The 14,176-nt window shown below is 34.1% G+C and carries 13 protein-coding genes; 2 read left to right on the top strand and 11 right to left on the bottom strand.

What is annotated here, in order from left to right; all coding sequences use genetic code 11:
• Positions 1 to 38: 38 nt before the first annotated feature.
• From cuyB to CRO45_RS17650, 6 genes are all read right to left on the bottom strand, one after another.
• Positions 39 to 761: a cysteate racemase gene (cuyB, locus tag CRO45_RS17675; RefSeq protein ID WP_097150955.1), complete on the bottom strand. Its 723-nt coding sequence runs from the start codon at positions 759 to 761 to the stop codon at positions 39 to 41.
• Positions 762 to 1,982, bottom strand: a complete 1,221-nt coding sequence (locus CRO45_RS17670) for a carboxylate--amine ligase (protein ID WP_097150954.1) — start codon at positions 1,980 to 1,982, stop codon at positions 762 to 764.
• A gap of 204 nt (positions 1,983 to 2,186) precedes the next feature.
• On the bottom strand, positions 2,187 to 2,702 hold the full coding sequence (locus CRO45_RS17665; RefSeq protein WP_097150953.1) for a GNAT family N-acetyltransferase: 516 nt from the start codon (positions 2,700 to 2,702) through the stop codon (positions 2,187 to 2,189).
• A gap of 94 nt (positions 2,703 to 2,796) precedes the next feature.
• Positions 2,797 to 3,612: a transporter substrate-binding domain-containing protein gene (locus CRO45_RS17660; protein WP_170949549.1), complete on the bottom strand. Its 816-nt coding sequence runs from the start codon at positions 3,610 to 3,612 to the stop codon at positions 2,797 to 2,799.
• Positions 3,613 to 3,918: 306 nt separating this feature from the next.
• On the bottom strand, positions 3,919 to 5,409 hold the full coding sequence (locus tag CRO45_RS17655; protein ID WP_097150951.1) for a class I adenylate-forming enzyme family protein: 1,491 nt from the start codon (positions 5,407 to 5,409) through the stop codon (positions 3,919 to 3,921).
• 148 nt (positions 5,410 to 5,557) lie between these two features.
• On the bottom strand, positions 5,558 to 5,791 hold the full coding sequence (locus CRO45_RS17650) for a hypothetical protein (RefSeq protein WP_097150950.1): 234 nt from the start codon (positions 5,789 to 5,791) through the stop codon (positions 5,558 to 5,560).
• A 342-nt stretch (positions 5,792 to 6,133) separates the two neighbouring features.
• Here CRO45_RS17650 and CRO45_RS17645 point away from each other — a divergent pair, with 342 nt between their 5' ends.
• Positions 6,134 to 6,694, top strand: a complete 561-nt coding sequence (locus CRO45_RS17645; RefSeq protein WP_097150949.1) for an NAD(P)/FAD-dependent oxidoreductase — start codon at positions 6,134 to 6,136, stop codon at positions 6,692 to 6,694.
• Between the two features lie 75 nt (positions 6,695 to 6,769).
• On the opposite strand, the gene CRO45_RS17640 is transcribed toward CRO45_RS17645, so the two are convergent.
• A complete protein-coding gene (locus CRO45_RS17640) occupies positions 6,770 to 7,180 on the bottom strand; it encodes a gamma-type small acid-soluble spore protein (RefSeq protein WP_141400339.1) in 411 nt (136 codons plus the stop codon).
• 558 nt (positions 7,181 to 7,738) lie between these two features.
• On the opposite strand from CRO45_RS17640, the gene CRO45_RS17635 reads away from it, so the two are divergent.
• Positions 7,739 to 9,643 (top strand): trypsin-like peptidase domain-containing protein, encoded by a 1,905-nt coding sequence (locus CRO45_RS17635; RefSeq protein WP_097150947.1) that lies wholly within the window; start codon positions 7,739 to 7,741, stop codon positions 9,641 to 9,643.
• Positions 9,644 to 9,709: 66 nt separating this feature from the next.
• Here the strand turns inward: CRO45_RS17635 and CRO45_RS17630 are convergent, their stop codons facing one another.
• The 4 genes from CRO45_RS17630 to CRO45_RS17615 all read right to left on the bottom strand — a co-directional run bounded on the left by CRO45_RS17630 (position 9,710) and on the right by CRO45_RS17615 (position 13,910).
• The gene (locus CRO45_RS17630) at positions 9,710 to 11,320 is read right to left on the bottom strand and encodes an ABC transporter permease (RefSeq protein ID WP_097150946.1); all 1,611 of its coding nucleotides are present in this window, start codon (positions 11,318 to 11,320) and stop codon (positions 9,710 to 9,712) included.
• Positions 11,317 to 12,231, bottom strand: a complete 915-nt coding sequence (locus CRO45_RS17625) for an ABC transporter ATP-binding protein (protein WP_097151003.1) — start codon at positions 12,229 to 12,231, stop codon at positions 11,317 to 11,319. The genes CRO45_RS17630 and CRO45_RS17625 overlap by 4 nt, the downstream gene beginning before the upstream one ends.
• A gap of 179 nt (positions 12,232 to 12,410) precedes the next feature.
• Entirely contained in the window at positions 12,411 to 12,914 is a 504-nt protein-coding gene (locus CRO45_RS17620; RefSeq protein ID WP_097150945.1) for a GNAT family N-acetyltransferase, read from the bottom strand.
• 12 nt (positions 12,915 to 12,926) lie between these two features.
• A complete protein-coding gene (locus tag CRO45_RS17615) occupies positions 12,927 to 13,910 on the bottom strand; it encodes a glutathione S-transferase family protein (protein WP_097150944.1) in 984 nt (327 codons plus the stop codon).
• Positions 13,911 to 14,176: the final 266 nt, after the last annotated feature.

Genomic DNA, 14,176 nt, shown 5'->3' with positions numbered 1-14,176 from the left:
TCGATTAGAGTATTCCCTAATCAAGGACCTTTTAATTTTTATACACTTTTTGACGGTACGTTGTGATCTATTAATTCGTAACCGCAGTAAACAATAGCACTTTCTGCTAAAACAATTAATGAATCGATATACCGTTTATTTAGTTTTAGCTCTTTATTAATAATTGAAAGTTCTGTACAACCTAAAATAATGTTATCGCACTTTAATGCCCACATGGCTTGTTCGATTTTATACCATTGTTCATAGGTCACACTAATTCCAGCCTTGACGTAATCATAAATCAAGGACATTACCTCTTTTTGAGTACGTTCATCTGGAATAATTGGCTCAATCCCTACTTCTAATAATGCACGCTGATACACACCTGCTGCAATAGTGCCATCCGTTGCAAGTATTCCTACTCGTTTTGCTTCTAAACTTGATGCCCTTCTTGCTGTTTCACGAATCATATGAATCACCGGAACTGGGGAAGAATACTGTAAATCATCATAAAATGTATGAGCCGTATTACATGGTATACAAATAATATCAGCACCAGCAGTTGCTAATTTTTTTGCATCTCGAATTAGGTACGGGATTGGATTTTCCTTTGACTGATCAAGTATATACGCTGTTCTATCAGGTATTGTTGTATCATTATCAATGATTGTGTGTACATGTTCCTGATCTTTAGATGCTTTCGTTTGGCGAACAATCATCTCGCCAAGAAACATAGTTGCTAGTGGACCGACACCACCGATAATACCTAATGTCTTTTTCATTTATTCAGCCAAACCCTTTTTATTAAAGTATTTCTTATATTTGCGATAATAATTTAAATTATTTAATGTCAATTTAGCCCAACGTTTCGGATTCATATCCTCTTTGAAGAATAGAGAGTTTGTACATTTTCCTTCTGAAATTAACTTTTTTGCTTCAAGCTTTAATTTTTGATTTGATGCATACTTAAACAAAACTCCATTAGGAATGATTGTCCATAGGTGTTTGTTTTTAGCATATGTTAATTCTTGTTGGACATTTAACATATGGTCATCTGCCACATACTTCATTAAGTTATATCCAGCCGCAGTTACATAATAGCTTGAACGTCCATTACGTAAGTTAATTTCAAATAGTTTATATTCACCATCACGGGCATCGTATTTCATATCAAAATTTGCAAAACCAGTGTAGCCGATGTCTTCTAGGAAAAAGCGAACTTTATCCATTAATTGTTCATCGTATGTTGTAATAATCGCTGCGTAACTTCCAATTCCTTCTGGAGAATGTTCTTCTAAAATTGGATTACCTAAACACATTAATTTCACTTTTCCATCTTTCCCGACATAAGCGTTTAATACGCGCATGTAAGAGTCATCACCAGGGATAAATTCTTGAACGATCATTGTGTCTTGATAAGTAGAAGCGTAAATAGCCTTTAAAATTGCAGTCTTCTCTGCTTCATCGTGAGCAACAAACACTTTCTTTTTCCCAGGGAATGAACACGCCCAATATTCAACGGAGTTAGAGGCTTTTAAAATAATCGGATAGTCAAAAGGTGGAGTAAATTCCTCATAATTTTCTGCCGTTACCGTAGTTGTTCCTGGATATTTGAAATTGTATTGATCACACATTTTATAAAAGTTTTCTTTCAATAAAATCTTGTCCATTAAGGATTCATTTATATAAGGAACCGTGAAGTATTTTTGTAATTCAGGCTTATTTTTAATAATTAGTTTTGCATAGTCATCGCCACAAGCTAATAGTAATAACTTTTGATCACTATATTCTTGTGCAATTTTTTCCATTGCAGGTACAAATGTTTCTTGTTCGTTTAAATTTGATATTTGTTTGAAGTGTAAAATATTGCTATCTTGTGTCGCGGTAAGATGAGAACGTCCTAGTACAAGAGGTTTAATACCATATGCTTCATAAAATGCACGAGCCATTCCATAAGCATTCATATCTGATCCTAGTAATATTGGTAAAAATGGTTGTTCCATTAATTTCAACTCACTTTAATATATTTAGTAATGAAAAAAGTTTAGCATATTTTTTATTTGTTATTAAGTATTCATACATATATATTCTCATATACTATTGTTTTTCGAAAAATAATAACACCAGCTAAATCTATTTTAGCTGGCGTTAGGTGAAAATTGATATTAAATCTACATTATTTTTTTGTTTCTTATTTTTTTAAGGTATTACTCAATATCTATTCTATAACAAATTACGTTTCTTTCTTCCACTTTAAAATCTTTATCATAACTTCTCTCAAATCCATAGGTCTCATATAAACGAATAGCATCCTTCATAAATTCTCCCGTATGCAAGTAAAGATGGGGAGAGCGCTGATCACTAGCGAAGTCGATACTTGCCTGGATTAGTTTTCTTGCAACTCCCTTCCCCCTAGCATTCGGGTGTACACCTAGTAATCGAACAATTGGTGCATTAATATCCAATTCTGGTTTTCCATAAGCATCACTGGAGTTTAAATAAATTTGTAAAGTCCCTAGTACATTACCCTCTTGTTCTTTAGCTACTAATACTTTTGCAATAGCAGGATTATCTAGAGAATTACTAATTTGTTCAAGATATTCATTGTAATCTTCTATTTTGTCAAACTTCTCTTTATACTGTTTATAGCTTTCAACTAACACTTCACGCGTAGCGTCTTTATCCTGTTCTAACAGTGTATCAATAAAAATGGTATTTACCATATTTCAACCTCCTCCGTAAATTAACATCTAATATAGAAAACTATCCATTTTCGACTTCCTGAACTATTCAAATGTCCTATTGATACCATCTATCTTAAAAGTCAGATGTATAGTCAGCTCCAAGCCATTTAAGACTCAAATCACTAAGCACACCTTCTTTTTTCAATTCAACTAAAGCTTCATCAATGCGGTCAGCCAGTTCCGATCCATCTTTTTGGAATAAAAAGTATACTTTTGAGTTTGTTAACTGGTCTCCGACTACTTTTTGTTGTGCATCCGCCATTTCATTGACAAGATCAACAGCAAAAGGTGTAGAAATGATAGCGTCGATTCTTCCTGTTTTTAATTGTTCCTGGAAGTCTACAGAACCAGATCCGTATACAACCTCTGCACCAATGCCTTGATTTTTATTGTAGTCCTCAATGACAACAGCTGCACTACTAGTAGGTGTAACCCCAACTTTCTTTCCTTTTAAGTCCTCAATGGATTGAATCTCATTATTATCTTTATGAACAGTTACTTTTAAAGGAAATATATTATATGGTTCTTTGTTGAATAAGAATTTTTCCTCCCTTTCTTTATTAACCTCCATTTGATGGGCTATAAAATCAATTTTGTTCGTCTCTAAACTAATAATTAAATTAGTAAAATCCATCGTTTTAAATTCAAACTCGTACTCTGGTAATTTTTCATCAATCGCTTTTACAAGTTCAATATCATAACCTGTTAGCTCTCCATTTTCGTCAATAAAACAAACATTCGGAAATTGAGTACCTGTTCCTACAATAATTTTTTGAACTTTACCAGCTGCTGAAACTTCAGTTGTACCACTAACATTTGTAGCATTCGATGAACACGCAGCTAATAAAAGAACTAAAGAACTAACAAACAAAAGCCATACTTTTTTCAAAATGACATCCCCTTATCCATAGTATTCTTAGTTTTTTACTTAGTTTTAAACAATCATAAACCCATCCCATTTAATTAACGAACCTTATTAAAGGCACTTTAAGTCTTATGTCTATTCTTACCCTCCAATCTGATTGATTCCATTTTTGATAAAACCTATTTTTAATATAGGAATTATCGGTTATCATTTTCGATAATACTAACATCGGTGGTAAACATTTGCAATACAGTCATTAATAGAAAAATTTTATATATTATTTAAAAGAAAAAGTACAATCCAATAACCGGATTGTACTACATTCAATAATTAATTCATTTTAACTTCGGATCTAAGCGTATGTTTCAATACCTTTCCAGATGCATTTCGAGGTAACTGTTCTAAAAACTCCACTTCATATGGCACCTTATATTTCGCTAATTGGGATGCACAATAAGTTAAAATTTCTTCTCCAGTTATGGATTCGCCTTCTTTTAATACGACATATGCTTTAGGTACTTCACCATACACTTCGTGTGGTACCCCAACAACAGCTGATTCTAGCAGTTGTGGAATTTGATACAATACTTCCTCTATTTCAATTGGGTAAATGTTTTCTCCGCCACGGATAATCATATCCTTTTTACGGTCGACAATATAAAGGAATCCCTCTTCATCAAAGCGACCTAAATCTCCTGTTAATAACCAACCATTTTGAATCGTTCTTGCAGTTTCTTCTGGGTTACGTAAATACCCCTTCATCACTTGAGGACCTTTTACACAAATTTCCCCAACTTCACCAAGTGGTACTTGTACACCTTCAGCATCCACTAATTGTACTTCCGTATTAGATAATGGTTTTCCTACAGAACCAATTTTGTTCAGTGCAAATTCGTCCACTAAAGATGTTGCAGCAGGAGTATTTTCAGTTTGACCATATAGATTTTGCACTTTTACTTGAGGGAAAGTATCTTTTAATCTCTTCACTAATTCATAAGGCATAGGTGCTGCACCATAACAGAATAGCCTTAAGTTACTAAAATCGTAGTTTTTAATCTCAGGTTTGTTTAACAAAATTGCATACATTGCTGGTACACCAAAGAAAATGGTACTTTTTGTTTCTACTAGTTTTCTCAAGGTGCGATCTGGGGAAAATGCTTCTTCTACCACAACTGCCCCACCCTTATACATCATTGGCACTGCAAAGACATGACTACCAGCACAATGGAATAAAGGTGTACAAATATACATACGGTCATTTTCTGTCATTCTCATCGATTCTGACCAAATTTCTGCAGTGGAATATAAATTTTTATGAGAAAGCATAACTCCTTTTGGTTTACCTGTAGTCCCAGATGTGTACATTACTACAGCCGTATCATTTTCATCAAGGTCGATTGTTCGATTAAGTGTCGTTTCTCCTTCTAAAATTTCTTTAATTTCAGTAGTATTTATTTTTTCTTGGAAAATGTAGGATGTTCGATCGATGATGTTGGAGAGTTTTTCATCGTAGAATAAAGCTTTTGCTTCTGAATGGTTAAAAATATAATCAATTTCTGGTGGAGCTAATTTCGTATTAACGGGCATAATTGTCAATCCAGCTAATTGAGCACCGTAATAGACAGCTAGGAAGATATCGGAATTTAGCATAAATTGACCAATAATATCTCCCTTTTTATATCCCTTTTCTAGTAAGTACGAAGCAACTTTTTTTGAATGTTTATAAAGTTCACTATAACTCCACTCACTATTTTCAAATACTACTGCCGTTGCATCAGGATTTTTTGATGCATGATCGTATAAAACATCAATAATAGTCATCACATTTCCCCCTAACAAAAATATGCTTTGTTATATATATGCAACGAATATATAATGTAAAACGATTTAGAATTATTATTAATAGTTTTGTTAATAGAGCACAAAATAAAAATACCCCGAATTCATATTCAGGGTATTTTAGATTAGATTATGAATGTCTCTTTTCATCAGGCGACTCTTTTCTCCAAACTTCTTCTAACAATTCGTCTCCCTCAGTTTTTACTTTTCTATTTAACTCCTCTACTGGAATTGCATCGACTGTTTGCATATCTTCATGTAAGTCAAAGAGACTTATGTTTTCGGAATCGACCATATCTGGTTTATCTTGAACAGGTAAATCCATAAACACTTTTTTAGTATCAGGAATCGAATCCTTATTCATGACAACACACTCCTTTTTATTAGTGTGTTATTTGTTTTTCTAAATATACATTTCAATTATGCCATTAAATAATGATAAGTTTTTTGTCTCCATCTTCTATTAGGACATTCAATAACTTTAAATGGAATATTTAAAGATTTAACAAAGCGAATAAGATCTTTATCATACATAGGTGGACTCCAATTAAGTTATTAATCTTTAAGAAGATTAAAGAGAACAGTTTATATTTTAATTTTAGTAACTTCGGTTTGATCTTTCAAATATATACAAAAGTCACTTTCATAGGATATGTAGGGAATTTTTTGATAGAATTGTAGTATTGAAGTTAAAGGAGGAATACATATGTATGATGTAGCAATTATTGGTGGCGGACCTGCTGGTGGTAGTGCAGCAATTTATACAGCAAAGGCTGGCAAGAAAACAGTAATTATTGATAGTAATCAAGGAGTTACAAAACGCGCGATGCTTTATAACCACTATGGTGTAGCAGAAATTACGGGTCCTGACTTAGTAGAAACTGGATTAAACCAAGCAAAAAAATTTGGTGCTGAATTAGTTGAGTCAAAAGTGACGAACATAACTAAACTAGATCAAGGCTTTAAATTAGTTACTGATAATGGTGAATATGAAGCTAAACAGGTTATCTTAGCTACAGGTTTTTTAACAGACCTTGCTGAACAAGTTGGTCTTGCAACAAAACCAGGAACAGAACCAAGAGTAAAAACAATCTTTGATGTGGATGCTAATGGTAAAACAAACATTGAAGGAATTTGGGCAGCGGGTACTTGTGCAGGAGTAAGTGTTCATACAATTATTACTGCTGGTGACGGTGCAAAGGTTGCCATTAATATTATTAGTGAATTAAATGGCGAACGTTATGTTGACCATGATGTTTTAAAATAATCTCACCATTACTTTTTATATTTACACATATTAAATAGTAAAACGCCCCTAATTGTTAGAGGCGTTTTATTTTACTTATTGATTGAAGTTTTTATTTTGATTTGATTGTGCATTTTGACGTTTTACTTCGTCTATATCTGTTCCAGCAACTGTTTGGTTACCAGATGATTGACTTGATTGGCGAGAAGCCTGTGTACCAAAAGGACCCGCTTCTTGAGCAATTTCTTCACGCACTTTTTGAATATCTGTGCCTGAAGCTGTTTTGCCAAATGTTGATTGGCTACCAAATGCCTGGCTTGATTGTGAAGCTGCTTGACCAGAAGCAAATGGGCCCGCTTCTTGAGCAATTTCTTCTCTTACTTTTTGAGGATCAGTACTTGAAGAAAATGCCCCACCAAACGAGCTACCTGAAGCTCCACCAGCATTTTGACGTTTTACCTCGTTAATATCTGTACCTGTAACCGTACGATTTTTATTGTTTTCCATTTCAACACCTCCATTTATGGTTACGTCTTTTATCATGCCAAATTCTCAACTAATTATGAGTTACAATCACAATTCTTTTTCTACATAAATAGGTATAAAAAAGCACCTGCCGTTACAATGTAAGTACATCAATGATTTTCATATATTTTTCTCGCCTAATTAAAATTTTTTCCATTCTAACAATTTCTTGTGGATATTCTTTTCAATTCACCATATAATGCATTACTGAACTTTCGTAAGCAAAAAGTCACAAACAAATCTTCCCCATTGGTTACTCATTTTATTGTTCAATCATTGGACGCATCGACTACTTTCCATACTTCTTTCCTCTTGTTTTACAATTCACTTCACTTTGTGCAATATTTATGTTTTCCAAAATCTCTTTAAGATTTTATTATTTCTCGTTTGTAATTCATCATGTATAGTAATTATGTGTGTAACAAATTATTCCAACCAAACACTTCTTCTCAATTAAATCCAAAAGAACAAATTAATAGATTTAAAGTACAATAGTGTTAATGGGTATTAATTTAAATTTTATATATTGGAGGTGGGGGAATGTTTTGTCCAAATTGCGGTGGAAGTAACGATTCAAATGCTAAGTTTTGTGGAAATTGTGGACACTCATTAAATAATCAAATGGGAAACCAACAAAGTGGCGAACCTATACAGTCACACGACGAACAATCTTATCCTTATTATGAAGAACCAAATGCTTCTCACTTTGAACAAGATCATCAAAACTTTCAACAACCAAAAAGAGGTACTTATCCACAACAAGGAAACGAGCAGTTCAAAAGACCTTCTGAAGGACAATTCCATCAACCAAATAATGATCAATTTAACCAACATACTGGCTCACAACCTAATCAACACGGTCAACCTGGGCAATTTCAACAACCAGGGTTTCAACAGCCTAATGGACCACAATTCCAACAACAAGGGAACCAGTTTCAACAGCCCGGTGGACCTCAATTCCAACAACAAGGGAACCAGTTTCAACAGCCCGGTGGACCTCAATTCCAACAAGCAGGGAATCAGTATCAACAACCAAATAGCGGTCCGTTTCAACCAAATAGTCCGCAAAGATCTAATCCACAGCCACCAAAAAAGAATAAGAAAGTTTGGCTTATCTCAGGCGTAGCTGCACTACTTATTGTGATTTTAGCTGTTAGTTATGGATTGTTTACTTACTTTAATGGTCAAAATAATGCAAAACCTAACGACGATAATAAAGTAGAACAAATCGTTAAAGATATTAACAACGAAGATAAAGACGAAAAAGATGATATAAATGGAAAAGACACCAAAGAAGAAAAAGAAAAAGAAGTAGTTGAAGAAAAAGAAAAAACTCAAATTATTAAAGAATCTTTACCAAAAGTATTTACAATTATAACTCAAGATGGCCATGGTTCTGGCTTCCTTTATGCAAAAGGTGGATATATCGTAACAAATGCCCACGTTGTTGCTGGTTTCTCAGATGTTCTTGTTAGAAATAGTGCTGGTCAAGAATCACCGGGAAAAGTGATTGGTATTTCTGATACGTTAGATATCGCCCTTATTCAAAGTGAAGAATACGCAAAAACAGAACCACTTCCAATTGAAAATAAGATTTCCGATATTGGAATAGAAGTTATTGCAATTGGTAGCCCTCAAGGTTTCGAGAACTCAGCTTCAATAGGATATTTAACTGGTACAGATAGAGAAATGTCCATTGATGGTTATAATTTCGTTTATGATGAACTATATCAGATTGATGCTCAAATTGACCAAGGTAGTAGTGGTGGGCCATTATTTGATGCAACAACTGGGAATGTCATTGGGATTAATTCGATAGTGTACTTAAATTATCAATCTTTCGCTTTTGCTATTCCAGTTTATACTGTTAAAGATTATTTTGACGATTGGATTAAAAATCCAATGTCAGCATCAGATATTGTTGCAGTAGATGTCTACGCAGGTTACGATACGGATATAAGTGATCTTGGTGAAGATTATTCAGATTTCTGGGATTGGTACGAACAATATTATGGTACTGGAACCGACGAATCTGTAGATTTTGATGATTACTTAGATTCGTACGGTTACTATTTCGATGAAGAAACGTTAACGAATTTTATCACATACTACTTTGAGTATTATGAATGGGCTATAAATGACGGAGATTTCTACTGGGTGCAAGACATGATTTCACCTGACAGTAATGCTTATCTTGAAATTGAAAGACAAATTGAAGACTACTATGGCTCCAACTATACTTTCGATTATTGGTATACTGAAATTACAGGAATCGATATTTTTGAAGAAGAAGAATATGCTGTAGTCACTACTTATGAAGAGTATGATTTATATGATGCAAATGGTGATTATGTTACTTACGCAGAAACAGCAGAGTACTACGTAATCATCGACGAATTTGGTTACTATTTAATTGCTGACATGTATTATTACGAAGCTCAATAAAACTCGAAAAAGGCATCGAATTGGTTCGATGCCTTTTCCTATCAACCTAATAGCTGAATTATTGATTTACCCCACAATATCTCGCTTTTTGTAACCAAAGAATCCAATGAAAAGAAGGACAATGGAGATTGCTAATACTAATACTAGGACAATTACATTAATCTCTTCTCCAGGTAATTTAGGTATTACTTCAAATACCGAAACATTCTTCATCCAATCAGGGAACTTTAACATACCCCCAACATAAGCAACTACATAGCAAAATGCGTAATACAACCAAATGACACTTGTAATCTTTGGTACAAATCCAAAAATAAGAACAGTAATTCCAATCATTACCCATAATGCAGGTAAATATATTAACGCAGACTGTACGACTGTACCAAATGAGATAGGATCATCCATCATCGTTAGTGCTGCTAACCATAAACCTAATGCAAGTACCATTAGATATATAATACTTTCAACTATTGCTAATAAAGTATAGCTACCTAAAACCTGATTTCGTGAAATAGAACGACTATAAAAATGCTCCGTACGATTATGAATTTCTTCGCTTTTTAATTTTAATATGGTCATGATTACTGGAATGGCTGAAATTAGAGACATAATCCCCATTAGCATTGTTAAAAATTGTTCTGTTATTGAAAAGTCGCCTACTTGGGATAACATCATTTGGACAAATTCATTATCAGCAAAATACTTCTCCATATCACCAAGTACTGCTCCAAAGGCAGCTCCAAGTGCAAATATTCCAATACTCCAAGCAACAATTTTTGTCCGCTGTATGAGATAAATTAATCCGAATGTTGTCATGATGTAAGGTGATGCACTTGTTTTACCTTTTCTTTTTGGTAAAAATCCTGAATCTATATCTCTAATAGAATTTAAATATAGAGCAAAGATTAATACAACGCCAGATAATAAGATTGAAATGTTAATAGGCCACCAGTAATTTTCTATAAACACATCGGTTCTAACAGACCAACCTAGTGGTGAAATAAGCGCAAGTTGTTCATTGCCAACGTCGCCTACCGCTCTTATTAAATAGGCAATTATAAGTGCACCGAATGCTAGCCCTTTTGTACCCCTTGAAGTATCAGAGAGTTGTGCAAAGAAAGCAGTAATGGAACCAAATATAAAACCACCAGTTCCTAATATAGCACCATAAAGTATAGAACTTTCAAATGTAATGCCTTCAATATTTAGTAAGCGGAGCCCAACCCCTATTAAAAGAGTAATGATTAAATTCACAAATCCTACTACAATTATACAAGCTGCTAAATAGGATAGTCGCCCCACTGGAAGGGAACGAATAACTTCAATTCTTCCTGTTTCTTCATCTGTTCTCGTACTGCTGCCTACAAGTAAAATGCTCATAATTGCAACTGCGATTACAGAGAATAACAACATTTCGTGGGCAAATTGGGTGCCAACAGTCACTAAATATTCCTTTGCATCATAGCCAGGACCTAACATCGCTACCATTGCAGGGTTTTGCATTGTTAAAGCAAATGCTGTTTTGTCATTGGCAGTCTGATAGATGGATTGATAACTCGACGCAACAGCTAGAGAAACGCCAACAATACCAATTAGCCACGCAATCAGCTGAAATCGATGTTGTCGTATTATAATTTTGACTAACTGACCCGTCCCTTTAATTAATGTTAGATTCATTGCCCTTTGCCCCCATTAGAAGCAATCGACTTTGCATTTTCATAGTGACGTAAAAATAAATCTTCAAGCGTTGGTGGAGAACTTTCTAATTTTTGAATTCCAAACTCACTTATAAATTTAATAATTGAATCTAATTCTTCGGAATCAACTTGAAATGATATCTCTCCATTTTCGTAATTAACATTATGAACACCTTGTTTGGTTTCGAAAGGAGGTAACGGTTTAATTGTTTTAACAATCAAGTTTGTACGTGTAAGATGTCGCATTTCACTTAAAGTTCCAGTCTCAATAATTTTTCCTTCACGAATAATTGAAATCTTTTCACATAACTTTTCAACTTCGGATAGAATATGACTTGAAAGAAGCACACTTTTACCTTCATTTTTAACTTCAAGCACACATTGTTGAAAGGTTCTTTCCATTAATGGATCAAGTCCAGAAGTAGGCTCATCAAAAATATAAAATTGAGCCTCAGATGCAAAAGCCGAAATCAAAGCTATTTTTTGACGATTCCCCTTTGAATACGCTCTACATTTTTTGGATGGATCTAAGTTAAACCTTTCAATTAATTCATCTCGTCTGTTTTTATTTCCATTTCCACGCATCTTTAAAAAGATATCAATTACTTCTCCACCCGTTAAATTTGGCCAAAGATTTGCATCCCCTGGAACATAGGCAATTTGTTTGTGAATTTCAACCGCATCCTTCCACGCGTCTTTACCAAAGATCTTTACCTCTCCACTTGTCGCTTTAAGCATTCCTAATAAAATTCGAATAGTTGTTGATTTTCCAGCTCCATTCGGGCCAATAAATCCATAGATTTCACCTTCATTAATAGTCATCTGAATATTATTTAAAGCTGTAAACTTTCCAAATTTCTTAGTTAGGCCTTTCACTTCAACCAGATTCACCATCTTCCCCTCCATTCGCCAAATTCAAAACCTTCTTACTATTAATTATATAACCGTGGATAATAGAAGATTTATTAAACTTACAAATAGTTGGAAAGGTATACAATCGATGTAAATTTATAAAAATAAAGAGGCCTTCGAAAAGACCTCTTAAATTAATATTTATTATTATTTAAATACTAGAAATTAATTTGAAATGCTTTTACAACAATTCCATCATCAAGGGGAATAAAATCTTTTCCAGGTACTCTTACAAACCCCATTTTTTCGTACAGGTTTACTGCTGATTCCATGAAATCTGATGTATGTAATCCCATAGCTGAATAGCCTTTTTCTTTTGAACGTTTAATACATTCCTTTACTAAGGCTTTTGCAACACCTTTCCCTCTTGCTTTACTAGATACCGCAAGCTTTCTAAGCTCGGGATATTCTAGTTTATCTTCCACTAAACCTTCATAACCTTGAATTTTAGCTGGGAAAAGTACGACTGTACCCAGAATCTCCCCGTCAATTTCTGCAACAATATACTCAATGTCTGGATTCGTATGGTCATCTGTCACTATTTGGTGTTTCAATGCATTCCAATGCTCTTGTGGAATTTTAGTTGAATGTTCTTCATAGGCTTGTAATCGTAATTCACGAATAATTTCGTGTTCACTTTGTAATGCATTACGAATGATCATTTTATATCCCCCTTAAATAAGGAACTTTTCTTTTTTGCCACTAATATCTTCTCGATTATGTGGAGTGTTGAAAATTGACGTATCTGGACCTTTTGGTAGGATATTCAAACTTTTTTGATCGTCACTTGCGATATGATTCGACAAATGATAATGCTGTTTAATAGCATGGAAGTTAGTAGTATCACCAAAACCAGGTGTTTCATATAAATCACGTAAATAGCCCCAAAGATTAGGGAAATCAACAATGCGATTACGATTTGTTTTAAATGCCGCATAATAAGCAACATCAAATCTTACTAAAGTTGTATATAATCGAACGTCCGCATCTGTAATATAGTCTCCAAATAAGAAGCGATTTGTCGCTAAACGCTCTTCTAATTGATCTAGTCTTGCAAATAATACATCATAGGCTTCTTCGTAAGCTTCTTGCGAGCGAGCAAACCCACATTTGTAAACTCCATTATTAACATCATGGAAAATCACTTCACTTAGTGCATCTATTTCTTCGCGTAGATTCTCTGGATATAAATTTGGTGCATTTTCTTTATGGAACGGAGCCCAATCAATTTCAAAATAGTTTGTTAGACGGAAATAATCGTTATTTACAACCTTGCCTTCATTTATATCGACTATTGCTGGTACAGTTGGTCTCCCAGTATATTCTGGATCAGTTTTCAAATAAACTTCACTTAAATATTGAATACCAAGTACAGGATCGACCCCACCTTCGTCTAAAGAGAAATCCCAGTCAACACGCGGTACGTCTGGGCGCATAGGTGCTACTGTACCTAAACTAATAACATTTTCTAATCCTAGTAAACTACGTACAATAACTGCACGATGTGCCCATGGACAAATTTCTGCCCATATTAAACGATATCTTCCTGCCTCAACCGGTAATTCTCCTTCACCATTTCCGAAAGGAATTGTAAAACGATTCGTTTGCCTATTAAATTTCCCCTTTTGGTCTACTTCAACTGGATTCGCCATTTCCATTCACCCTTTTCAATGTAATTTTCTACTTTTAATAAAAACTAATTTTCTCATCATTCTTTAATTGTTAAACAATACTTAATTACATAGTATTTTACTTTGTTTAATTGGATTATATGATTTATTTAGTTTGATTTCAAGATATTTTCGAAATATTTAGCTGTTTCTAACGGTACAATCGAGTAGGAGACTAGCCATTATTTGGCTAGTCGACCTCTCACACCACCGTGCATACGGTTCCGTACACGGCGGTTCAATAACTTGAGTAT

It is taken from the genome of Ureibacillus acetophenoni (genome assembly GCF_900220965.1).
Taxonomy (GTDB): domain Bacteria; phylum Bacillota; class Bacilli; order Bacillales_A; family Planococcaceae; genus Ureibacillus; species Ureibacillus acetophenoni.
This window is presented reverse-complemented; position numbering and strand designations above follow the sequence as displayed.